The 22,206-nt window shown below is 73.3% G+C and carries 23 protein-coding genes; 14 read left to right on the top strand and 9 right to left on the bottom strand.

The window, feature by feature from the left end:
- The 7 genes from ACFQZY_RS15825 to arsC form a co-directional block, all read left to right on the top strand.
- On the top strand, positions 1 to 1,077 hold a 1,077-nt coding region (locus ACFQZY_RS15825; protein WP_377417559.1), incomplete at its 5' end, for a trypsin-like serine peptidase.
- A gap of 49 nt (positions 1,078 to 1,126) precedes the next feature.
- Positions 1,127 to 2,191, top strand: a complete 1,065-nt coding sequence (ruvB, locus tag ACFQZY_RS15820) for a Holliday junction branch migration DNA helicase RuvB (protein ID WP_377417557.1) — start codon at positions 1,127 to 1,129, stop codon at positions 2,189 to 2,191.
- Positions 2,192 to 2,195: 4 nt separating this feature from the next.
- Positions 2,196 to 3,353 carry an efflux RND transporter periplasmic adaptor subunit gene (locus ACFQZY_RS15815; RefSeq protein WP_377417555.1) on the top strand — a complete coding sequence of 386 codons (1,158 nt, stop codon included), beginning with the start codon at positions 2,196 to 2,198 and terminating at the stop codon, positions 3,351 to 3,353.
- Between the two features lie 6 nt (positions 3,354 to 3,359).
- On the top strand, positions 3,360 to 4,586 hold the full coding sequence (locus tag ACFQZY_RS15810) for an ABC transporter permease (protein ID WP_377417553.1): 1,227 nt from the start codon (positions 3,360 to 3,362) through the stop codon (positions 4,584 to 4,586).
- A 7-nt stretch (positions 4,587 to 4,593) separates the two neighbouring features.
- Positions 4,594 to 5,298, top strand: coding sequence for an ABC transporter ATP-binding protein (locus ACFQZY_RS15805; RefSeq protein ID WP_377417551.1), 705 nt, complete (start codon positions 4,594 to 4,596; stop codon positions 5,296 to 5,298).
- A gap of 18 nt (positions 5,299 to 5,316) precedes the next feature.
- Complete coding sequence (arsA, locus tag ACFQZY_RS15800) at positions 5,317 to 7,080, top strand: arsenical pump-driving ATPase (protein ID WP_377417549.1); 1,764 nt, start codon at positions 5,317 to 5,319, stop codon at positions 7,078 to 7,080.
- 34 nt (positions 7,081 to 7,114) lie between these two features.
- Complete coding sequence (gene arsC, locus ACFQZY_RS15795) at positions 7,115 to 7,540, top strand: arsenate reductase (glutaredoxin) (protein WP_377417547.1); 426 nt, start codon at positions 7,115 to 7,117, stop codon at positions 7,538 to 7,540.
- Between the two features lie 64 nt (positions 7,541 to 7,604).
- On the opposite strand, the gene ACFQZY_RS15790 is transcribed toward arsC, so the two are convergent.
- Positions 7,605 to 8,144: a MarR family winged helix-turn-helix transcriptional regulator gene (locus ACFQZY_RS15790; RefSeq protein ID WP_377417545.1), complete on the bottom strand. Its 540-nt coding sequence runs from the start codon at positions 8,142 to 8,144 to the stop codon at positions 7,605 to 7,607.
- 102 nt (positions 8,145 to 8,246) lie between these two features.
- On the opposite strand from ACFQZY_RS15790, the gene ACFQZY_RS15785 reads away from it, so the two are divergent.
- Entirely contained in the window at positions 8,247 to 9,230 is a 984-nt protein-coding gene (locus ACFQZY_RS15785; RefSeq protein ID WP_377417543.1) for a tripartite tricarboxylate transporter substrate binding protein, read from the top strand.
- Positions 9,227 to 10,552, top strand: a complete 1,326-nt coding sequence (locus ACFQZY_RS15780) for a sulfatase (protein WP_377417541.1) — start codon at positions 9,227 to 9,229, stop codon at positions 10,550 to 10,552. Before ACFQZY_RS15785 ends, ACFQZY_RS15780 begins: the two co-directional genes overlap by 4 nt.
- 61 nt (positions 10,553 to 10,613) lie before the next feature.
- Here ACFQZY_RS15780 and ACFQZY_RS15775 read toward each other — a convergent pair whose 3' ends face one another.
- From ACFQZY_RS15775 to ttcA, 3 genes are all read right to left on the bottom strand, one after another.
- Positions 10,614 to 11,255, bottom strand: a complete 642-nt coding sequence (locus ACFQZY_RS15775; protein ID WP_377417539.1) for a histidine phosphatase family protein — start codon at positions 11,253 to 11,255, stop codon at positions 10,614 to 10,616.
- A gap of 70 nt (positions 11,256 to 11,325) precedes the next feature.
- Entirely contained in the window at positions 11,326 to 11,934 is a 609-nt protein-coding gene (locus ACFQZY_RS15770; protein WP_377417537.1) for a DUF4136 domain-containing protein, read from the bottom strand.
- A gap of 29 nt (positions 11,935 to 11,963) precedes the next feature.
- Positions 11,964 to 12,899: a tRNA 2-thiocytidine(32) synthetase TtcA gene (ttcA, locus tag ACFQZY_RS15765; protein WP_377417535.1), complete on the bottom strand. Its 936-nt coding sequence runs from the start codon at positions 12,897 to 12,899 to the stop codon at positions 11,964 to 11,966.
- Positions 12,900 to 12,949: 50 nt separating this feature from the next.
- Here ttcA and ACFQZY_RS15760 point away from each other — a divergent pair, with 50 nt between their 5' ends.
- Positions 12,950 to 15,475 (top strand): cation-translocating P-type ATPase, encoded by a 2,526-nt coding sequence (locus ACFQZY_RS15760; protein ID WP_377417533.1) that lies wholly within the window; start codon positions 12,950 to 12,952, stop codon positions 15,473 to 15,475.
- Positions 15,476 to 15,520: 45 nt separating this feature from the next.
- Here the strand turns inward: ACFQZY_RS15760 and ACFQZY_RS15755 are convergent, their stop codons facing one another.
- From ACFQZY_RS15755 to ACFQZY_RS15745, 3 genes are read right to left on the bottom strand one after another with little or no spacing between them, the layout of a single operon-like run.
- Positions 15,521 to 15,919: a hypothetical protein gene (locus ACFQZY_RS15755; protein ID WP_377417531.1), complete on the bottom strand. Its 399-nt coding sequence runs from the start codon at positions 15,917 to 15,919 to the stop codon at positions 15,521 to 15,523.
- The gene (locus ACFQZY_RS15750; protein WP_377417529.1) at positions 15,916 to 16,284 is read right to left on the bottom strand and encodes a dihydroneopterin aldolase; all 369 of its coding nucleotides are present in this window, start codon (positions 16,282 to 16,284) and stop codon (positions 15,916 to 15,918) included. The genes ACFQZY_RS15755 and ACFQZY_RS15750 overlap by 4 nt, the downstream gene beginning before the upstream one ends.
- Positions 16,281 to 17,069, bottom strand: a complete 789-nt coding sequence (locus ACFQZY_RS15745; protein ID WP_377417527.1) for an SDR family oxidoreductase — start codon at positions 17,067 to 17,069, stop codon at positions 16,281 to 16,283. The genes ACFQZY_RS15750 and ACFQZY_RS15745 overlap by 4 nt, the downstream gene beginning before the upstream one ends.
- Positions 17,070 to 17,090: 21 nt before the next feature.
- On the opposite strand from ACFQZY_RS15745, the gene ACFQZY_RS15740 reads away from it, so the two are divergent.
- From ACFQZY_RS15740 to ACFQZY_RS15725, 4 genes are read left to right on the top strand one after another with little or no spacing between them, the layout of a single operon-like run.
- Entirely contained in the window at positions 17,091 to 18,185 is a 1,095-nt protein-coding gene (locus tag ACFQZY_RS15740) for a class I SAM-dependent methyltransferase (RefSeq protein ID WP_377417525.1), read from the top strand.
- 11 nt (positions 18,186 to 18,196) lie between these two features.
- On the top strand, positions 18,197 to 18,391 hold the full coding sequence (locus ACFQZY_RS15735) for a DUF2905 domain-containing protein (protein ID WP_377417523.1): 195 nt from the start codon (positions 18,197 to 18,199) through the stop codon (positions 18,389 to 18,391).
- A gap of 46 nt (positions 18,392 to 18,437) precedes the next feature.
- On the top strand, positions 18,438 to 18,896 hold the full coding sequence (locus tag ACFQZY_RS15730) for a helix-turn-helix domain-containing protein (RefSeq protein WP_377417521.1): 459 nt from the start codon (positions 18,438 to 18,440) through the stop codon (positions 18,894 to 18,896).
- The gene (locus ACFQZY_RS15725; protein ID WP_377417519.1) at positions 18,893 to 20,251 is read left to right on the top strand and encodes a HipA domain-containing protein; all 1,359 of its coding nucleotides are present in this window, start codon (positions 18,893 to 18,895) and stop codon (positions 20,249 to 20,251) included. Before ACFQZY_RS15730 ends, ACFQZY_RS15725 begins: the two co-directional genes overlap by 4 nt.
- A gap of 40 nt (positions 20,252 to 20,291) precedes the next feature.
- On the opposite strand, the gene ACFQZY_RS15720 is transcribed toward ACFQZY_RS15725, so the two are convergent.
- Both ACFQZY_RS15720 and ACFQZY_RS15715 read right to left on the bottom strand, forming a co-directional pair.
- Complete coding sequence (locus ACFQZY_RS15720) at positions 20,292 to 21,515, bottom strand: multifunctional CCA addition/repair protein (protein WP_377417517.1); 1,224 nt, start codon at positions 21,513 to 21,515, stop codon at positions 20,292 to 20,294.
- Positions 21,515 to 22,204, bottom strand: a complete 690-nt coding sequence (locus ACFQZY_RS15715; protein ID WP_377417515.1) for a glutathione S-transferase family protein — start codon at positions 22,202 to 22,204, stop codon at positions 21,515 to 21,517. Before ACFQZY_RS15715 ends, ACFQZY_RS15720 begins: the two co-directional genes overlap by 1 nt.
- Positions 22,205 to 22,206: the final 2 nt, after the last annotated feature.

Raw genomic sequence — 22,206 nt, 5'->3', positions numbered from 1 at the left:
CAGGCCGCGGCCCTGCGGGTGCGCTCCCCCGGCGCGGCCGGCCTGCCGCTGGCGCTGCGCGTCGAGCGGCTGCCCGCCGGCGCGGTGCTGCGGGTGGCCGGGGCGCAGGGCCCGGCGCAGGCCGTGGCGGGCGGGCAGGTGCTCGCCGCCCTGGCGCGTGACGCCGCCGCGGGCGTCGCCGGCCGCCGCTACTGGCTGCCGGCGGTGGCCGGCGAGGAGGCCCTGCTGCAGGTCACCCTGCCGGCGGGCAGCACCCCGGCGGACCTGGCGCTCGCGGTCCCGGAGGCGGCCCACCTGTGGTGGACCCATGCCGCCGTCACCCGCGCCGCGGCGCTGAAGGTCGGCGAGGCCGGCACCTGCAACGCCGACGCCGCCTGCTCGCCCGCCTACGAGTCCGACCAGCGCTCGGTGGCGCGGCTCGAGTTCATCGAGGATGGCCAGGCCTTCGTCTGCACCGGCACGCTGCTGGCCGATGTCGCGGCCACCGGCACGCCCTGGATGCTCAATGCCAACCACTGCATCGGCAGCCAGGCGGCGGCCTCGACCGCCTCCACTTACTGGTTCTACCGCGCCGCCGCCTGCGGCAGCGACCGCCTCGACCCGGCGGCCACCCAGCGGCACGGCGGCGCCACGCTGCTGCACGCGAACGCCGCCACCGACACCGCCTTCCTGCGCCTGGAGCAGTCGCTGCCGGCCGGCGTGGTCCATGCCGGCGTGCTGCTCGGGCCGGTGGCGGTCGGCTCCGAGGTGGCCAGCCTGCACCACGCGGGCGGCGACCTCCTCAAGCTCAGCGTCGGCTCGGTGCAGTCGTACGCCGACTGCGACGGCACCCGCTGCTCCACGGTCGCGGGCACCGAGGGCAACTACCTGTCCCTGGGGTGGCGCGTCGGCACCACCGAGAGCGGCAGCAGCGGCTCGGCCGCCTTCGTCGCGGCGGGCGGCCGGCGCTACGTGGCCGGCCACCTGTTCGCGGGCCTGGCCAGCTGCGCGGACCCGGGCCGCAACGACTTCTACGGCCGCATCGACCGGGAGTACCCCGCGCTGCGGCCCTACCTGGGCGACGTGCCCGGCACTTGAGGCCGAGCAAGCGGGGTGGGGTGGGGCCGGCGGTACCATCCATCCTGAAATGACGATCCACACCGACGATTTCGCGCCTCCGCCCGCCAAGCGCGTGGTTTCCGCCGCGCCGGCTTCGCCCGCCGAGGAGGCGATCGAGCGGGCCCTGCGGCCCAAGCTGCTGCAGGAATACGTCGGCCAGGCCCGCACGCGCGAGCAGCTGGAGATCTTCATCGGCGCGGCAGCCCGCCGTGGCGAGGCGCTGGACCATGTGCTGCTGTTCGGCCCGCCGGGCCTGGGCAAGACCACCCTCTCGCACATCATCGCCCACGAGCTGGGCGTGAACCTGCGCCAGACCTCCGGGCCGGTCCTGGAGAAGCCCAAGGACCTGGCGGCCCTCCTGACCAACCTCGAGAAGAACGACGTCCTGTTCATCGACGAGATCCACCGCCTCTCCCCGGTGGTGGAGGAGATCCTCTACCCCGCGCTGGAGGACTACCAGATCGACATCATGATCGGCGAGGGCCCCGCCGCACGCTCGATCAAGCTGGACCTGCAGCCCTTCACCCTGGTGGGCGCCACCACCCGCGCCGGCATGCTGACCAACCCCCTGCGTGACCGCTTCGGCATCGTGGCGCGGCTGGAGTTCTACACCGCGGACGAACTCGCCCGCATCGTCCAGCGTAGCGCCGGCCTGCTCGGCGCGCCGATGGACCCGGAGGGCGGCATGGAGATCGCCCGCCGCTCGCGCGGCACGCCCCGCATCGCCAACCGGCTGTTGCGGCGCGTGCGCGACTACGCCGAGGTCAAGGGCAACGGCCGCATCACCCAGGACATCGCGCAGAAGGCGCTGGCCATGCTCGATGTCGACCCGCAGGGCTTCGACGTGATGGACCGCAAGCTGCTCGAGGCGGTGGTGCACCGCTTCGACGGCGGCCCGGTGGGCCTGGACAACATCGCCGCCAGCATCGGCGAGGAGTCCGGCACCATCGAGGACGTGATCGAGCCCTACCTGATCCAGCAGGGCTACCTGCAACGCACCCCGCGCGGCCGGGTGGCCACGCTGGCCGCCTTCCGCCACCTCGGCGTGGCGCCCCCCGCCGCCGCCGGCGGGCTCTTCGCCGACGGGGCCTGACCCGGTGGCCGGCCCGCAGACCACTCCCTCACGCAGGTGGGCCTGGATCGCCGGGCTGGCGGTGCTGGCCGCCGCCCTCGCCGCCGGGGGCGTGATGGCGCTGCGACCGCCGCTGTCACCGGCCCTGCAGGTGCAGTCCGCGCCGCTGGTGCGCACCCTGCAGTTCTCGGCCCGCGTGGCCACGCTCTCGCGCGTGGACGTCGGCGCCACCGTCACCGGCCGCGTGGCCCGGGTGCTGGTGGTGCAGGGCGACACGGTGCGCGCCGGCCAGCCCCTGATCGAGCTGGAGTCGGACGAACTGCGCGCCACCTGGCTGCAGGCCCGGGCCACCGAGGTCCAGGCCGAGGCTACGCTGCGCAATGCCCGCGCCGAACTCGAACGCGCCCAGGCGCTGGTGGCCCAGGGCTTCCTCAGCGCCTCGCGCAATGACGACGCGCGCCGCGCCGTCGATGTCGCCCTGGCCCAGCGCGAGGCCGCCGCCGCCGCGGCCCAGGCGGCCCAGGCCCGGCTCGGCCAGGCCCGCATCCTCGCCCCGCGCGCCGCGCGGGTGCTGGTGCGCAACGTCGAGCCCGGCCAGATCGTGCAGGCCGGCCGCGCGCTGCTCTCGCTGGCCCTGGCCGGCCCCACGCAGCTGGTGGCCCCGGTCGACGAGCGCTTCCTCGAGCAGCTCCAGGTGGGGCAGCCGGCGCAGGTCGTGGCCGACGCCTTCCCCGGCCAGCGTTTCGCCGCGCGCGTGATCTCGCTGTCGCCCGCGGTCGACGCGCAGCGTGGCGCGGTGGAGGTCAAGTTCGCCCTGGAGGGCCCGCCGCCGGCGTTCCTGCGCGAGGACCTCACCGTCTCGGTCGAGGTGCAGACCGGCGCGCGCGAGCAGGCGCTGGTGATCCCGCTGTCCGCCCTGCGCGGGACGCAGTCGGTGCTGGTGGCGCGTGACGGCCGGGCCGAGCTGCGGACGGTGCAGCTCGGGCTGCGCACCCTGGAGGCCGCCGAGGTGGTGCAGGGCCTGGCGGCCGGCGACCTGGTACTGCTCGGCGCCGACGTCGAGGCCGGCCAGCGCGTGCGGCCCCAGGCCAGGGCCTGGCAGCCGCAGGGAACGGCCGGCATCCCGCGCATCGACACGCCCGGCGAGATGGGGCGCGCCCTCAGCAGCGCCATGGGGCGCTGAGGCGGCATGGGGTTCGGCCTCGGCTTCGAATGGCGGGTGGCGATGCGCTTCCTGCGCGAGGGCCGCATGCAGACCCTGCTGATCGTCGTCGGCGTCGCTGCGGGCGTGGCCGTCATCGCCTACATCTCCGCCCTGGTCGAGGGCCTGCAGGGCAACACCCTGTCCAAGACCCTGGGCGCGCAGGCCCATGTCACCCTGCGCGCGCCCGACGAGCGCGTCACCCCGGCACTGGCCCTGCCGCCGCAGGCCACCGCGCTCACGCAGACGCAGGCCCGGGCCCAGCGCCTGCGCTCCGTCGCCAACTGGCAGGCGCTGGTGCCGCTACTCGAGGCCGACCCGGCCATTGCCACCGTCTCGCCGCTGGTGTCCGGCAGCGGGCTGGCGCTGCGCGGCGAGGCCAGCCTGGCGGTGGCGGTGACCGGCGTCGAGCTCGATCGCTACGACCGCCTGGTCAGCCTGCGAAGCAAGGTGGTGGCCGGTGCCGCGCGCCTGGAGCCGGGCGACGCCATCCTCGGCCGCGAGCTGGCCATCGACCTGGGCCTGCAGGTGGGCGACCGCCTCACCCTGCAGACGGCCTCCACGAACGACTCGGTGCGCATCACCGCCCTGGTGGACCTCGGCCTGCGCGACCTCAATCGCCGCACCGCCATCGTGCCGCTGCGCACCGCGCAGGCCCTGTTCGCGCTGCCCGGCGGCGCCACCGGCCTGGACCTCGCGCTGCGCGACGTGTGGGCCGCGCAGGGGGTCACCGACGCCCTGCGCCAGCGCCACCCGTACAAGATCGAGAGCTGGCAGGAGAGCAACGCCCAGCTCGTTTCCGCGCTCAACGCGCAGACCGTCAGCACCACCCTGATCCGCGTCGTGGTCGCGGCGGTGGTGGTGCTGGGCATCGCCAGCGTGCTGGTGGTCTCGGTGGTGCAGAAGCGCCGCGAGATCGGCATCCTGCGCGCCATGGGAGCCACCCGCGGGCAGATGCAGCGGGTCTTCCTGGTGCAGGGCGCGATGGTGGCCGCCCTGGGCTCGGCGCTGGGGATCGTGCTGGCGGTCGTCATGATCTGGGCCTTCACGAACTTCGTGCGCGGCTCGGACGGCCAGCCGCTGTTCTTCGTGACCCTGCCCCCGCGCACCGCCGTGCAGGTGGCGGCCCTGGCCCTGGTGTGCGGCGTGCTCGCCGCCATCATGCCGGCGCGCCGCGCCGCGGCGATGGACCCGGCGCAGGCAATCCGGCTGTGAGGACCCGATGGCCCGCCCCCTGATCGAGCTGCACCGCCTGGGCAAGTCCTACAACCTCGGCCTGCCGAGCGAGACCGAGGTGCTGCACGGCCTGGACCTGCGCATCGACGAGGGCGAGTTCGCCGCCCTGGTCGGGCCCTCCGGCTCGGGCAAGAGCACGCTCCTGAACATCATCGGCCTGCTCGAGCGCCCGACCTCGGGGGACTATGTCCTGCAGGGGCAGTCCGTGTCCGCGCTCCATGACGACGCGCTCACCCTGCGCCGCCAGCGCACGCTGGGTTTCGTGTTCCAGTTCCACCACCTGCTGCACGCCTTCACCGCGCTGGAGAACGTGACCCTGCCCGCGCTCGCCGCCGAGGGCCGCGTCACGCCGCAGCGCCTGGCGCAGGCGCGCGAGCTGCTCGCCGCCGTGGGCCTGTCCCACGCCATGGACAAGCGGCCGCTGGAGCTCTCCGGCGGTATGCAGCAGCGGGTGGCCATCGCCCGTGCGCTGATCCTGCAGCCGGCGCTGGTGCTGGCCGACGAGCCCACCGGGAACCTGGACACCGCCACCTCGGACGATGTCTTCGCGCTGCTGCGACGCATGCATGCCGAGCGGGGCACCTCGTTCATCGTGGTCACGCACGACCCGCGGCTGGCGGCGCGCTGCGACCGCCTGATCGAGCTGGTGGACGGGCGCATCGCCCGTGACGAGCCGGTCGGCCCCTCCTGACTACCGGAGCCTCGCACCATGCAATGGCTGGAATCCCCCACGCGCTTCATCTTCTTCACCGGCAAGGGCGGCGTCGGCAAGACCTCGGTGTCCACCGCCACGGCCATCGCCCTGGCCGACGCCGGCCGCCGCGTCCTCCTCGTGAGCACCGACGCGGCCTCCAACCTCGACGAGATGCTGGGCGTGCCGCTGTCCAACCGGCCGGTGCCCGTACCCGGGGTCGGGCGCCTCTCGCTCGCCAACATCGACCCGGACGCCGCCGCCGAACACTACCGCAGCCGCGTGATGGCGCAGATGGCCGACGCCCCCGAGGAGGAGCGTTCGACGGTACGGGAGCAGCTCTCGGGCGCCTGCACCACCGAGATCGCCTCCTTCGACGAGTTCTCCGGCCTGCTGGCCGGCGGCGCCGACGCCTACGACCACGTGGTGTTCGACACGGCCCCCAGCGGCCACACCCTGCGCCTGCTGAGCCTGCCCAAGGCCTGGAGCGGCTTCCTGGCCGGCAACGACCGCGGCGCCTCCTGCCTCGGCCCGCACTCCGGCCTGAAGATGCAGGAGGCCCGCTTCAACCAGGCCCTGGCCGCCCTGACCGACCCGGCGCTGACCACGGTGGTCCTGGTCGCCCGCCCCGAGTCGGGCGCGCTGGCCGAGGCGGCGCGCACCAGCGAGGAGTTGCGCACGCTGGGGCTGGAGCGCCAGTGCCTCGTGGTCAACGCCGTGTTCCGCCCCAGCGTGCCGGACGACCCGGTGGCCCAGGCCATCGCCCGCCAGGGCGAGGCGGCGATCGCGCAGATGCCGGCGCCCTTGCGGGCCCTGCCGCGGGCGGAGGTGCCGCTGCGCCCGTTCGACTCGGTGGGACTGCCGGCGTTGCGGGCGCTGCTGCGGGACGACGCGGCACGGGCGATCGCGCCCGCCGCGCCCACCGCCTCGGCCGCCGGCCTGGACCTGCCCGGGCTGGACCGGCTGGCCGACCAGCTGGCCGCACAGGGCCGGGGGCTGGTCATGGTCATGGGCAAGGGCGGCGTGGGCAAGACCACCATCGCCGCGGCGCTGGCGCTGGGCCTGGTCGCCCGGGGGCACCGCGTGCACCTCACCACCACCGACCCGGCGGCCCACCTGGGCCTCACGCTGGCGGGCGCGGTCGAGGGGCTGGAGGTGAGCCGCATCGACCCGAAGGCCGAGACGCAGCGCTACATCGACAAGATGATGGCCACCCGGGGCCGCGGGCTGGACGCGCACGAGCGCGCGCTGCTGCTGGAGGACCTGCAGTCCCCCTGCACCGAGGAGGTGGCGGTGTTCCATGCCTTCTCGCACACCGTGGCCCAGGCCTCGCGCTCGTTCGTGGTGATTGATACCGCGCCCACCGGCCACTCGCTGCTGCTGATGGATGCCACCGGCGCCTACCACCGCCAGATGCTGCGCGGGCTCGGCGAGCGCACCGGCGCGCGCGTGGTCACGCCGCTGATGCGGCTGCAGGACCCGCAATACACGCAGGTGATCCTCGTCACGCTGCCCGAAACCACCCCGGTGTCGCAGGCCGCCGCCTTGCAGGAGGACCTGCGCCGCGCGCAGGTGGAGCCGTATGCCTGGGTGCTCAATCGCTCGGTACTCGCGGCCGGCCCGCGTGACCCGCTGCTGCAGGCGCGGTTGGCGGGCGAGGCGCGGCAGGTCGAACGGATCCGCCAGGGGCTGGCGCAGCGGCTGTTCGTGCTGCCGTGGCAGGCCCGCGCGCCGGTGGGCGTGGCGGCCCTGCAGGCGCTGGTGGCACCCGCAGCGTCATGACAGCGAACCGAGAGACCTCCAGGAAGGACCCCCCATGACCGTCACGATCTACCACAACCCCGCCTGCGGCACCTCGCGCAACGTGCTCGCCCTGATCCGCCATGCCGGCATCGAGCCGGTGGTGGTCGAGTACCTCAAGACGCCGCCCTCGCGCGAGACGCTGCAGGCCCTGGTCGCGGCCACCGGCCAGCCGGTGCGCGCGCTGCTGCGGGAGAAGGGCACGCCCTATGCCGAACTCGGGCTGGGCGACCCGTCCTGGACCGACGACCAGCTGCTGGACCAGATCGTCCGGCACCCGATCCTGATGAACCGCCCGGTGGTGGTGACCGAGCTCGGCACCCGCCTGTGCCGGCCTTCCGAGGCCGTGCTCGAGATCCTGCCGGTGGGGCCGCTCGCGCCCTTCACCAAGGAGGACGGCGAGCCGGTGGTGGACGGCGGCGTGCGGCTGCGCCGGGGCTGAGCCGGAGCTGAGCCCTGTGGCCGGGGCGCCCTGCGTCCCAGGGCCGCCCGCGCCGCCCAGGCCGTCAGCCCGGCGCGCCCGCGCCGCCCCGGCGCCGCTGGCCCAGGCGCCGCTGCGCCCTCGGCAGCTGCGTGTCCAGTTCCTGCCGCAGCGCGTCGGCCGAGGCCTGCAGCCGGCCGATGAAGCCATCGAGCTGGGCCATCTCCGCATCGGACAGCGCAGCCAGGACGCGCCGGTTGATCTCCTGCACCTGGGGCATCAGCCGCGCGTAGAGCGCCTCGCCGGCGGGCGTGGCGCGCAGCAGGGCCTGGCGCCGGTTGCCGGGCGGCACCTCGCGCAGGACCAGCCCCTTGTCGACCAGTGAGCCGACCATGCGCGAGGTGCGCGCCCGATCGAGCTGGAACCGCTCGGCCAGGGCCGAGGGCGCCATCGGCCCCTGCTCGCACAGCAGGCCGACCACGCCCCACTCGCGCCGCGTGATGCCATGCCCGCCCTCGCACAGCCGCACCACCATCGCCCCGGCCAGGGCCGACAGGCGATTCAGGCGGTACAGGAGCAGGTCGTTGATCGTCTGCAGGCGGTGCGAGGGCGTCGGCTCGGTCATGCGGCGGGCTTCGGGTAACTCCGGGGGATGGTTGATTAGATCAATCAAGGCGCGCTGCCTAAATTCGGCAAACCCCGAACCGGCCCCCGGCCCCCGACGACCATGACCTTCCACCGCTCCCTCCTCCTCTCGCGCCGCGCGCTGGGCGCCGCCGTCCTGGCCCTGGCGCTCGCCCCCGGCCTGGCCGGCGCCCAGGCCTACCCGGCCAAGACCGTGCGATTCATCAACAACTTCCCGCCCGGCGGCCCGGCCGATGTCCTGGCCCGCTCGATGGCCGAGGCGTTGCAGGCCACGCTCAAGCAGGCCTTCATCGTCGAGAACAAGGCTGGCGCCGCCGGCAACATCGGCGCCGACCAGGTGGCCAAGGCCCCGGCCGACGGCCACACGGTGCTGTTCGGCATCGACACCACGTTCACCGTCAATCCCCACCTCTACAAGTCGATGCCGTTCCGGGCGGACGACCTCAAGCCGGTGATGGTGCTGGCCTCCTCGGGCCTGCTGGTGGGCGCCACCCCGGCTTCCGGCTGGCGCTCGATGAAGGACCTGGTCGCCGCCGGCAAGGTCCGCACGCTGAACTTCAGCAACGCCGGCAGCGGCAGCCCCGGCCACCTGGCCCTGGAGATCTTCAAGGACGCGGCGGGCGTACGCATCCAGCACGTCCCGTACAAGGGCAACACCCCGGCGGTCACCGCGCTGCTCGCGGGCGAGGTGGAGGCGGGTGCGCTCGCCTCGCCGGGCATGCTGCCCCACGTCAAGGCCGGCAAGATCACGCCCCTGGCCGTCACCAGCCGCCAGCGCTCGCGCCTGCTCCCCGAGGTGCCCACCGTGGCCGAGGCCGGGCTCAAGGAGCTGGAGCTGGAGGTGCTGTACGTCGCGATGGTCCCCGCCGCCACGCCCGACGCCGTGGTGCAGGTCCTGCACAAGGCCATGGCCGAGGCGCTCCAGCGCCCCGACATCCAGGCCCGCCTCGCGAGCCTGGACCTGGTCCCCGAGGGCCAGGCCGGCGACGCCGCGCGCAAGCGCCTGGCCGACCTCTCCGCGCGCTACGCCCGCATCGTCAAGGCCACCGGGATGCAGGCCGAATGAAGCGCCCCAACATCATCTTCATCGTCGCCGACGACCTCGGCTTCGCCGACCTGGGCTGCTACGGCGGGCGCGACGCCGGCTTCGGCCCGGTCTCCCCCGTCCTCGACGGCCTGGCCGCGCGCGGCCTGCGCCTGACCGAGGGCTACGCGAACTCGCCGGTGTGCTCGCCCACCCGCTTCGCGATGATCACCGCGCGCTGGCAGTACCGCCTGCGCGGCGCCGCCGACGAACCGATCAACAGCCGCAGCAAGGGCAGCACCACCCTGGGCCTGCCGCCCGCGCATCCCACCCTGCCGTCGCTGCTGCGGGACGCGGGCTACCGCACCGCGCTGATCGGCAAGTGGCACCTGGGCTACCCGCCGGCCTTCAGCCCGGTGAAGTCGGGCTACGAGGAGTTCTTCGGCCCGATGTCGGGCGGGGTGGACTACTTCACCCACTGCAGCAACAACGGCACGCACGACCTGTACTTCGGCGAGGCCGAGCACTCGGAGGAGGGCTACCTCACCGACCTGCTCTCGCGCCGCGCGGTGGACTATGTCGAGCGCATGGCCGAGGGCGCCCGCGGCGGCACGCCCTTCTTCCTGAGCCTGCACTACACCGCGCCGCACTGGCCCTGGGAGACCCGCGACGACGCCCATGTGTCCGAGGGCGTGAAGGACCACCTGTTCCACCTGGACGGCGGCAACATCGACACCTACCGCCGCATGATCCACCACATGGACGAGGGCATCGGCTGGCTGGAGCAGGCGCTGGCCCGCGAGGGCCTGCTGGAGGACACGCTGATCGTCTTCACCAGCGACAACGGCGGCGAGCGCTTCTCGGACAACTGGCCCCTGGTGGGCGGCAAGATGGACCTCACCGAGGGCGGCATCCGCGTGCCCTGGATCGCCCACTGGCCGGCGGTGATCCCGCCCGGCTCGGTGAGCGGGCAGCACTGCCTGACCATGGACTGGTCGGCCACGATGCTGGACCTCGGCGGCGCCCGCCCCGCGCCCGGCTTCGACTGGGATGGCGTCTCCCTCGCCGCCGTGCTGCGGGACCCCTCGGCCACCTTCGAGCGGCCGATGTACTGGCGCATGAACCACCGCGGCCAGCGCGCCTTGCGCGAGGGGCCCTGGAAGTACCTGCGGGTGGACGGCCACGACTACCTGTTCGACGTGAGCGCCGACGCCCGCGAGCGCGCCAACCTGGGCAAGCGCGAGCCGCAGCGCCTGGCGCGCATGCGCGAGGCCTGGGAGGCCTGGAACGCGACGATGCCCGCCATCCCGGCGGACGCCACGGTCAGCCTCGGCTATTCGGCGGCGGACATGCCACAACGGTGAGGCCGCAGGCGCGCCGCGCCGGGGCCGCCACAGGCCTCGGCCGGCCGCCCGATGACACACCCTAGAAACTGCTCTCGCCCAGCGCCTCGCCCTCGAGGTGCTGGATGTCCGACCAGCCGACCACCGACAGCGCCCCGGGCGTCCACAGCAGCCGGTTGATCGCGCCATTGGGCAGCTCCCAGGTGCGCGGGGAGTTCACCTCCTGCCCGGTGGCCACGCGGTACAGCGCGTCCAGCACGCCGCCATGGGCCACCACCACGATCAGCTCGCCCAGGTGGCGGGCGGCGATCTCGTGCACCGTGCGGCTGACGCGTTCGCGCAGGGTGATCAGCGACTCGCCGCCCTCCGGCGGCGTCCAGTCCGGGATGCGCTTGCGCCAGTTCAGCGCCTGCTCGGGCCAGGCCTGCTCGATCTCCTTGAAGGTCTTGCCCTCGAACGAGCCGAAACAGCGCTCGCGCAGCCCCCGCACCGGCACCACCGGGGCGCGGGCCGCGGTGGCGATGTGTTCGGCGGTGTGCCAGGCGCGCTGCAGGTCGCTGGAGTAGACCGCCGCCACCGGCTCGGTGGCCAGGGCCTCGCCCACCCGCCGGGCCTGCCAGCGGCCGTTCTCGTTCAGGCCGATGTCGAGCTGCCCCTGGATGCGGGCGTCGACATTCCAGGGCGTCTCGCCATGTCGGACGGCAATGATGCGGGTGGCTTCCATGCCCGGAATTCTAGGCAGCCGTCCGCCAGCTTCCAGGGATTTCTTTGCCTCGCCGCGCCGCGGGGCGGCCTCAGCGCTTGATCTCGATGTCGACCCGGCGCGGCCCGGCGGGGGGCACGGGGAAGCCCTGGAGGGCGGCGTCGAGCAGGGCCGACAGCGCGGTCTCGGGCGGCACCCAGGTGCCGTCGTTGTAGGCGTGGGTCTCGTAGACGACCCGGCCGGTCGTGGCGTCGCGCATCACGAGCCCGACTTCGCGCTGGTACCAGGTCGGGCCGGTGTCCCAGCCCCAGAAGGGGTAGGCCATGCCCACGCCCAGGCCGCGGCGGCCGTTCCAGGTGCCCCAGCTGCCCCAGCCGCTCCAGCGCGGGCCGGCATAGGGCGACATGACCTGCTGCACGCGGCTGGAGACCTGCACCGCGTAGCGCCCGGCGGCGTCGTCGCGCCGCAGGCCGGCCCGGGCCAGGGCGCCGTCGGCGGCGAGTTCCAGGCGGGTTTGCGACGGATCCGCGGCCTGCGAGGGCAGGCGCTCGTAGCGGTAGGTCGCCGGCGCCGGCACCCCCGCCAGCGTGGAGTAGGACTGGACGGTGTTCTCCAGCCGGTAGGTGCTGGCGCAGCCGGCGAGCAGGGCGGCGGCGGCGAGGAGTGCCAGCAGGAGGGAACGAGGAACCGGATGCTTCATGGGACCTCCTGGGGGATGGGGGAACCGGGTCAGTCGCCGGACGCCAGCGGCACGACCTGCAGGCCCGGCAGCCCGGGCGGGGGGGAGGGGAACTCGTCGGCGTCGAAGGCCTTGTCGCCGTCCTCGCTGGCCACGCCCGTGGCTTTCAGACCCTGGAAGTCGTAGAGCGTTCCGTCGGCAAGGTGCGAGGGCACGACGTGGCGCAGCGCGTTGAACATGTTGTCCAGGCGGCCGGGATGCTTCTTCTCCCACTCCTGCAGCATGGCCGAGACCTGCTTGCGCTGCAGGTTCTCCTGGCTGCCGCACAGGGTGCAGGGGATGATGGGGAACTGCCGGTGCGCGGCCCAGCGCACCAGGTCCTTCTCGGCCACGTAGGCCAGGGGACGGATCACGATGTGCCTGCCGTCGTCGCTCACCAGCTTGGGCGGCATGCCCTTGAGCTTGCCGCCGAAGAACATGTTCAGGAACAGGGTCTGCAGGATGTCGTCGCGGTGGTGGCCCAGGGCGATCTTGGTCGCGCCGAGTTCGTCGGCCACCCGGTACAGGATGCCCCGGCGCAGCCGCGAACACAGGCTGCACATCGTCTTGCCCGCGGGGATCTTGTCCTTGACGATCGAGTAGGTGTCCTGGTTCTCGATGTGGAAGGGGATGCCCAGGGCCGTGAGGTACTCGGGCAGCACGTGCTCCGGGAAGCCGGGCTGCTTCTGGTCCAGGTTGACGGCCACGATGGAGAACTTCACCGGCGCGCGCTGCTGCATCTTCAGCAGGATGTCCAGCAGCGTGTAGCTGTCCTTGCCGCCGGACAGGCAGACCATGACCTTGTCGCCTTCCTCGATCATGTTGAAGTCGCCGATGGCCTGGCCCATGAGGCGGCACAGGCGCTTCTCGAGCTTGTGGGTTTCCCGCTCGATCTTCTGCTCGCGGGACAGGGGGGTGGGCTCTTGCTCGATCCAGACGGCGCTCATGGGACTGATTGTCTCATTCCCGCCCTTCCCGGCTCCTATGATCCCCCTTCATGAGCCGACCCACCGCGCCCACCGGCCTGAGCTCCCAGGAGGCCGCCCGCCGCCTTGCGCAGCACGGTCCCAATGCCCTGGAAAGCCGCGAGCACCGCGGCCTCGGCCGCACCGTGCTGGCCGTGGCCACCGAGCCCATGTTCGCGCTGCTGCTGGCCGCCGCCGGGATCTACCTGGTCCTGGGCGACCTGGCCGAGGGGCTGCTGCTGTCCTTCTTCGCCGTCATGACGGTGGCCCTGGTGGTGGGCCAGGAGCGCCGCAGCGAGCGCGCGCTCGATGCCCTGCGCGAGCTGGCCGCGCCCCAGGTGCGGGTGCTGCGTGACGGCGAGGTCCGGCGCATTCCGGCGCGCGAGCTGGTGCCCGGCGACCTGTTCCTGGTGGGCGAGGGCGAGCGCGTGGCGGCCGACGCGGTGCTGCGCGAATGCGCGGGGCTGTCGGTGGACGAGTCCCTGCTCACGGGCGAGTCGGTGCCGGTGCGCAAGCGGCCGCAGCCCGAGGGCGGCCCGCCGGCCGCCGAGCCGGGCGGGGACGACCTGCCGCTGGTCTACGCCAGCACCCTGGCGGTGGGGGGCAACGGCGTGGCCGAGGTCACCGCCACCGGCGCGGCCACCCGGGTCGGGCAGATCGGCGCCTCGCTGGCCGCGATCGAGCTGGCCGCCACCCCGCTGCAGCGGCACCTGCAGCGCCTGGTGCGCTGGCTGGCCGCCGGCGGCCTCGGCCTGAGCCTGCTGCTGGTGCTGTGGTGGGGCCTACGCGAGGGCGAGTGGCTGCAGGGCCTGCTGGCCGGCATCGCCCTGGCCATGGCCATGCTGCCGGAGGAGTTCCCGATGGCGCTGGCCGTCTTCCTCGCGCTGGGCGCGTGGCGGCTGGCGCGGGTCAAGGTGCTGGCGCGGCGGCCGGCGGTGATCGAGGCGCTGGGCGCCTGCACCGTGCTGTGCGTGGACAAGACCGGCACCCTCACCGAGAACCGCATGCGCGTGCGCCGGCTGGTGGCCGACGAGGCCGATGTCGACCTCGCGGGCGCTGCGGCCGGCGACCTGCCGCCGCCGGTGCGCCGGCTGCTCGAGGTCGCCATGCTGGCCTCGCGCCGCGGCGGCGTGGAGCCGATGGACAACGCCATCCTGGCCCATGGCGACGAGGCGCTGGCCGGCACCGGCCACCTGCACCCCGAGTGGCTGCTGGCGCAGGAGTATCCGCTGACGCCGCAGCTGCTGGCGATGTCCCAGGTCTGGACCGGCGAGGACGGCACCGCCCGCATCGCCGCCAAGGGCGCGCCCGAGGCGGTGGCCGACCTGTGCCACCTCGAGCCGGAGCAGGCCGCGGCGCTGCAGGCCCGGGTGCAGGCGCTGGCCGACCAGGGCCTGCGCGTGCTGGCGGTGGCCGAGGGCGACGCCAGCGGCCCGCTCGCCGACAACCCGCACGACTACGACTTCTCCCTCCTCGGCCTGGTCGCCTTCGAGGACCCGCTGCGCGCCAGCGTGCCCGGGGCCGTGGCCCAGGCGCGCCGCGCCGGCATCGCCGTGGCCATGATCACCGGCGACCATGCCGCCACCGCCCTGGCCATCGCCCGCCAGGCGGGGCTAGACACGGCCGCCGGCGCCCTCACCGGGGCGCAGCTGCGGGAGATGGACGACGGCCGCCTGGCGCAGGCGGTGCGCGAGGTGCGGGTGTTCGCCCGCGTCGCGCCGGCCGACAAGCTGCGGCTGGTGCAGGCCCTGGCCGCCAGCGGCGAGACCGTGGCCATGACGGGCGACGGCGTGAACGACGCGCCGGCGCTGAAGGCCGCGCACATCGGCATCGCCATGGGCGTGCGCGGCACCGATGTCGCCCGCGAGGCGGCGGGCATCGTGCTGCTGGAGGAGGACTTCGGCCACATCGTCGACGGCGTGCGGGTGGGCCGGCGCATCTACGACAACCTGCGCAAGGTCATGACCTACATCATGGCCATCCACGTGCCCATCGCCGGCCTGGCGCTGCTGCCGGTGCTGCTGGGGGCGCCGCCCATGATGCTGCCGGTGCACGTGGTGGTGACCGAGATGATCATCGACCCGGTGTGCTCGCTGGCCTTCGAGAAGACGCCCGCCGAGCGCGGCGTGATGGACCGCCCGCCCCGCCCCGCCGGCGAGCCCCTGGTGGGCGGCTCCCTGCTGGTGCAGGCCCTGCTGCAGGGCGGCAGCCTGCTGGCGGCCTCGCTGGGCGTCTACCTGTACGGGCTGCACGTGGGGCTGCCCACCGACGAGGCCCGCACCCTGGCCTTCATCGGCCTGACCGCGGGCAACCTGCTGCTCGTGTGGCTCAACGCCAGCGCCGGCGTGGGCATGCGCGCGCTGCTCGGGCGGGACTTCGCGGTGTTCTGGGGCGTGGCGGCGGTGGCCACCGGGCTGCTGGCGCTGGCCGTGACGGTGCCGGGCGTGCGCGGGCTGCTGAAGTTCGGCGCGCCGCCGGCCTCGCAGCTGGGGCTGGCCCTCGCCGCGGTGCTGGGGACGGTGATGCTGGCCTGGCTGGTGCGGCCGCGGCGGGCCTGAGCGCGGCCTGCCGCACGGGCCCGGGGAATTCCCCGGCAGGCCCTCCTAGTCGACCACCACCAGCGCCGGGTCGACCGGGCGGATCCGCTGCTCGTGGTAGTAGCCGCCGTATTCGGTGTAGCGCAGGAAGACGCGGGCGCAGGCGCCGCACTCCCAGACCTCGCAGCGGTTGTACGGGTGGTGGCGCACCGACACCGGCGCGTCGGGGGACCAGGCGTGCGTGCCGGCGGGGTGGTACTCCTCCAGCGTCGGGTCTTCGTCGTCGGGGTGGCGCAGGGTGCCCACCGCGCGCAGGGAGGCGGCGTCGAAGGTGCCGGGCACGGCCTCCCAGCCGGGCTTGCCGTTGACGGGTCCGCAGGCGGCGCAGGCCGGCGCGCCGCGCGCCGCCTCGGCCAGGGTTCGCAGGCCGGCTGCGTCGAGCACGGGCAGGTTCGCCGCGGTCACCATTGGCCGGTCTCCATGCGGATCGCGACCTCGCAGTCGTCGAAGATCTCCAGCTTGGCGATCTTCACCCGCACGCCGATCACGCCGGGCAGGTCCATCAGGCGCGCGGCCAGCTTGCCGATCAGGCTCTCGAGCAGGTTCACGTGTTCGGCGGTGCACTCGTCGATGATGATGGTGCGCACCTTGCGGTAGTCGAGCACGTGCAGGATGTCGTCGTCGTGCGGGATCAGGGGCTGCGTGCCGAGGTTCAGCTCCGCGTCCACGCAGATCGGCTGCGGTGCGGTCTTCTCGTGGTCCAGGATGCCGAGGTTGGCATCGAAGCGCAGGCCCGTGAGGGTGAGGATCTGGGTGCCGGCCTTGGTCATGGCATCAGGGAGAAATCGCGGTCGAACTTCATCAGGTGCTGGCCGCCGTCGACCAGCAGCGTGGTGCCGGTGATGGAGGTGTTGGCCAGCGCGAATTGCACGGCCGCCACCACGTCCTGCGGCGTGGAGGAGCGGCCCAGGGGCGAGAGGCGGTGCAGCGCCTGGAATTTCTCGTCGGACAGCATGTGGCTGGTGAGCGTGAGCCCCGGCGCCACGCCCACCACCCGCACCCGCGGCGCCAGGGCCAGGGCGAGCATGGTGTTGGCCGCTTCCAGGGCCGCCTTCGACAGGGTGTAGCTGAAGAAGTCGGGGTTCTGGTTCCACAGCTTCTGGTCCAGCATGTTCACCACGCAGCCGGTGGCGTCGCGCCGGGCCAGGTGGTCGTGCAGGGCCTGCGCCAGCAGCACCGGCGCGCCGGCGTTGGAGGCGATGTGCCGCGTGAGCGACTCGTAGCCGAAGGTGGCGGGCAGGTCGTGCTCGAACAGCGAGGCGCTGTTGACGACCGCATCCACCTGCCCGAGCTGCGCCGCCACCGCGGGCAGCAGGGCGCGGGTGGCGGCCTCGTCGGCCAGGTCGGCGGGGAAGGCGGCGTGGCGCGCGTCCACATGGCCGGCGCGCAGGCTGGTGACCTCGCAGTCGGCCACGGTGCGCTGCGCCTCCTCGGCGGAGTTGCGGTAATGCACGGCGACCTGCCAGCCCGAGGCGGCCAGCGCCAGGGCCATCTCGCGGCCCAGGCGGCGGGCCGCGCCGGTCACGAGCACGGTGGGCAGGGCGGGGGAATTCATTGCAACGACAATCGGGGGGTGATGTCCATCGAAGCAGCCAGTTTAGCGACCCCCCTGCACCCGCTCCTGCGCGAGGAGATCGCGCGCGAGGGCGGCTGGCTGCCCTTCGACCGCTTCATGGCGCAGGCGCTGTACGCCCCGGGCCTGGGCTACTACGCCAACCAGACCCGCAAGTTCGGCCGCATGCCGTCCTCCGGCAGCGACTTCGTGACCGCGCCCGAGATGACTCCCCTGTTCGGCCAGGCCCTGGCCGTGGCCGTGGCCGACGCGATGGACGCCACCGGCTGCGACGAGGTCTGGGAGTTCGGCGCCGGCACCGGCGCGCTGGCCTCGCAGCTCCTGGGCGCGCTGGGCGACCGGGTGAAGCGCTACACCATCGTCGACCTCTCCGGCTCGCTGCGCGAGCGCCAGCGCGAGACGCTGGCGGCGCACGCGGGCCGGGTCCGGTGGGCCGGCGAGCTGCCCGACGACCTGCGCGGCATCGTCGTGGGCAACGAGGTGCTGGACGCCATGCCGGTGAAGCTGCTCGCGCGCGCGGGCGGCACCTGGCACGAGCGCGGCGTGGTCGTCGATGGCGATGGCTTCGCCTGGGAGGACCGCCCCACCGCGCTGCGCCCGCCGGTGGAGATCGAGGGCGGCCACGACTACCTCACAGAGGTCCACCCGCAGGCCGAGGCCTTCGTGCGCACGCTGGCCGACCGGCTGAAGCAGGGCGCCGCCTTCCTGCTCGATTACGGTTTCCCCGAGGACGCGTACTACCACCCGCAGCGCCACATGGGCACCCTGATGTGCCACCACCTGCACCAGGCCGACCCGGACCCGCTGGTGAAGGTGGGCCTGAAGGACATCACTGCGCACGTGAACTTCACCGGCATCGCGCTGGCGGCGCAGGAGGCGGGGCTGGGCGTGCTGGGCTACACCACCCAGGCGCGCTTCCTGATCAACTGCGGCCTGGTCGAGCGCATGGCCGATGCGTCGCTGCAGGAGCGCGTGGCGGCCCAGCGCCTGGTGCACGAGCACGAGATGGGCGAGCTGTTCAAGGTGATCGGCCTGCATGCCGGCGCGTTCTGGGACGCGGTCGGCTTCCGCCACGGCGACCGCACCGCCACCCTCTGACCGCGCAGGCCATGATCCGCTGGATCCTCGTCATCTTCCTGGCCCTGGTCCTGATCAGCGGCTTCACGCCGCTGCTGCAGAAACTGGGCTTCGGCAAGCTGCCGGGGGACTTCCGCTTCAAGCTGTTCGGGCGGGAGTGGTTCATCCCGCTGACCACCACGGTGATCCTGAGCCTGGTGGCCGGAGGCATCGCCAAGCTGATCTAGGCCGGCGGGCGTCGGGGTTGTCACCGGCGGGCACAGCGCCTGGCCGATGGATCGGATGTTTCGGAATTTCAGAAAATTTCTCGGAAACATCCGCCCGGCATCAGCGATTTCGGAATTTCAGAAAATACGTTGCGGATCGCCTTCTGTGGCCGTATATTTCGGACTTTCAGAAACTTCATCGTCCAGCATGCCCTCGTCCCGCGCCGCGAGCGCTCCTGCCGAAGTGCCCGGCATCCAGGTCCTGAACAGCGTGGCCGACCTGGGGATCCAACTGCGGGCGCACCGCAAGCAGCAGGGCCTGCGCATCGACGATGCCGCCGCGCTCCAGGGCGTGTCGGTCGACCTGCTGTCGCGCCTGGAAAACGGCCAGGGCGGCGTGCGCACGGACAAGCTGCTGGCCGTGCTCGACGGCCTCGGGCTGGCCCTGGTGGTCGCCCCGAAGGACCATCCCTGGCTGCGGAGCCTGCCCGACGGCCGGGACATGGGCACCGAGGCCGCGCCATGACCCAGGTGCTGGGCCTGGCCCTGTGGGCCGGTCGGCGCCACGTGGCCGACATCAGGCACCTCCCCCTGGACGACGCCTGGACCCTGGCCTACACCCCGGCCTGGCTGGCGGACCCCGACGCCTACCCGCTGTCGCCGGCCCTGCCCCTGGCACCGCCGGCGGGCGGACACCGCTCCGCCTCCGTGCGGCGCTTTCTCGAGAACCTGCTGCCCGAGGGGCGCGCCCTCGACATCGTCGCCTCCGTCCGCGGGGTGGCCAAGACCAACGTCCATGGCCTGATCCAGGCCCTGGGGACGGAGACCACGGGCGCCTTCCGCTTCCTTGCCCCGCACGAGGACGGCGCCAGGCCGCCGGACGAACACCCCTGGCGAGTCGTCACCCTGGACGAGCTCGACCAGCGCATCGCGCAGCGGGCGGAGCGCCCCTTCGTCGAGTGGGACGGCAAGGTCCGGATGTCCATCGCCGGCTACCAGGACAAGCTCCCCGTCTTCCTGGAGGGTGACCTGGCCCGGGGCGGGCGCCTGGTGCTGCCCGACTACCCGCTGGCGTCGACCCACCTGCTCAAGCCGCAGCCCGACCAGGCGGGCGTGGCGCACATGGTCGTCAACGAGCACTTCTGCATGAGCTTGGCCCGTGACCTGGGCCTGCCTGCGGCGCAGGTCGCCATCCTGCGCACGCCGCGTCCGGTGCTGGTGGTCACCCGGTTTGACCGGGTGGTGCGTCACGGCGCCGGCGGCGTGGCGGTGGACCGGCGCCATGTCATCGACGCCTGCCAGGCCGCCGATTTGCCGGTGAGCTACAAGTACGAACGCCACATCGGCAGCGGCCCCGAGGTCGCGGCCTACCGCGACGGCATGAGCCTTCCGCGCCTGTTCGAGCAGCTGCAGCATGTCACGCGCAAGGCGGCGGCCCGCCTGGAGATGCTGCGATGGGCGCTGTTCCAGTTCGTCATCGGCAACTGCGACGCGCACGGCAAGAACTTCTCCTTCCATGTCCAGCCGGCCGGCCTGGCGAACGCGCCCTGGTACGACCTGGTCAGCGTCGTGCAATACCCGCAGTTCTCGCACGAGCTGGCGATGGCCTTCGGCGATGAATTCAACCTGGACGAGGTCAGGGCCTACGCCCTGGCCGACTTCGCCCACCGCTGCGGGATCGACCGCCAGCTGCTGCTGCGCGAGAGCCGGCGCCTGCGCGACGCGGTCGTGGCCCGTGCCATGGCGCTGGCCGAGTCTGCGCCCTATGAGGCCGAGGAAAGGGCCTTCGCCAGGCAGGTCGCGCGGTTCGCGATCGGGCAGGGGGAGCGACTGCACCAGGCCGCCCGGGAAGCCGCCCGGATCGGTGGGCAGTACCTGTAGCCGCGGGCTCGGGCAGGCCGGCCGCCGTCACGCGCGCGGGTCAGACGCCCGCCGCCTCCACCGCCTCGATCCGAGCCTGGTGGATCCACTCCCCGATGCGCTTGCCGCTGGCGCCCGCCGCCGCGGCGCGTGCCGCGACCTCGGCGGTGTCCACCGACTGCGCCGCCGCCAGCGCGGCGAGCAGGCGGGGGCGTTGCGGGTAGGCGTCGTCCTCCATGCCGAGGCGGCCGCGGGCGTCGCACTCGCAGGCGAGCAGGATCTCGTCCATCCGCGCCGGCTTGCGCAGCGCGTCGCAGCGTTCCAGGAGCCGCACCAGGGCGGCCGCGCCGAACTCCCCGCTGCGGTGGATGTTGCCGTGCTCGCGCGCCACCACGTCGCCCAGCTCGCGGCACTCCACCGGCACCCGCAGGCGCTCGGCCAGGCCCTTGAGCAGGCGCGCGCTGCGCTCCTCGTGGCCGATGTGCCGCGGCAGCACGTCGGCCGGGGTGGTGCCCTTGCCCAGGTCGTGCGCCAGGCAGGCGAAGCGCACCGGCAGCGAGGCGCCCAGGCGCGCACTCATGTCCAGCACCATCATCAGGTGCACGCCGGTGTCCACTTCCGGGTGGTACTCGGGGCGCTGCGGCACGCCCCACAGCCGCTCCACCTCCGGCAGCAGGCGGGCCAGGGCGCCGCATTCGCGCAGCACCTCGAACATGCGCGAGGGCCGTTCCTCCATCAGGCCTCGCGCCAGCTCCTGCCACACCCGCTCGGCCACCAGCGCATCGACCTCGCCGGCCCCGACCATGCCGCGCATCAGCGCCATCGTCTCGGGGGCCACGCGGAAGTCGGCGAAGCGCGCGGCGAAGCGGGCCAGCCGCAGGATGCGCACCGGGTCCTCGCGGAAGGCCCCGGTCACGTGCCGCAGCACGCGGTCACGCAGGTCCTGCTGGCCGTGGAAGGGATCGACCAGGCTGCCGTCGGGGCGGCGGGCGATGGCGTTGATGGTGAGGTCGCGGCGGGCCAGGTCCTCCTCCAGCGTGACCTTCGGGTCGGCGTGGAAGGTGAAGCCGTGGTAGCCCGGCGCGGTCTTGCGCTCGGTGCGCGCCAGCGCGTATTCCTCGCGCGTCTCGGGGTGCAGGAAGACCGGGAAGTCCTTGCCCACGGGCAGGTAGCCGGCGTCCACCAGCGCCTGCGGCGTGGCGCCCACCACCACCCAGTCGCGGTCATGCACCGGGCGCCCGAGCAGGGCGTCGCGCACCGCGCCGCCGACTTCGTAGGCCTGCATCAGCGCGACGTCCGGTAGGGTTCCTCGAACGCCCGGAAATCCTGCTCCGCCAGCGCGCCCTCGATCCAGGCCTTCACGCCCGGCAGGGCGCAGGCGCGCGCCACGTAGGCCGCCACGTCGGGCGGCACCGGCAGGCCGTAGGTGCGCAGTCGCATGCACACCGGCGCGAAGTAGGCGTCGGCCACCGAGAACGCGCCGAACAGCAGGCCGTCCGGGTGCGGGTGCTGCGCGAGCAGGCCGGTCCACATCGCGACGAGGCGGTCGAGGTCGGCGCGCACGCCGGCCTGCTCGCGCAGCACGCGCTCGCCCACCTCCGGCAGCGAGGCCTCGATGTTCATGGGGCAGTGGCTGCGCAGCGCGCCGAAGCCGGCGTGCATCTCGGCGCAGACGCTGCGCGCACGGGCGCGGTCCTGCGCGCCAGCGGGCCACAGGGCCTGGCCGGGAAAGCGCTCCGCCAGGTACTCCGCGATCGCCAGCGTGTCCCAGACCGCGAAACCGTCATCGACCAGCACCGGCACCTTGCCGGCCGGGGTGATGTCCCCGAGGGCCTGCTTGAACGCCGAGCCGGGCTCGAACGAGTCGAAGCGCACCATGACTTCCTCGAACGGGATGCCGGCCTGCCGCATCAGCACCCAGGGCCGCATGGACCACGACGAGTAATTCTTGTTGCCGATGTACAGGCGCAGCATGG

Origin of the sequence: Ramlibacter sp. GCM10027632 (assembly GCF_042675325.1) — a bacterium.
Taxonomy (GTDB): Bacteria; Pseudomonadota; Gammaproteobacteria; order Burkholderiales; family Burkholderiaceae_C; genus Ramlibacter.
This window is presented reverse-complemented; position numbering and strand designations above follow the sequence as displayed.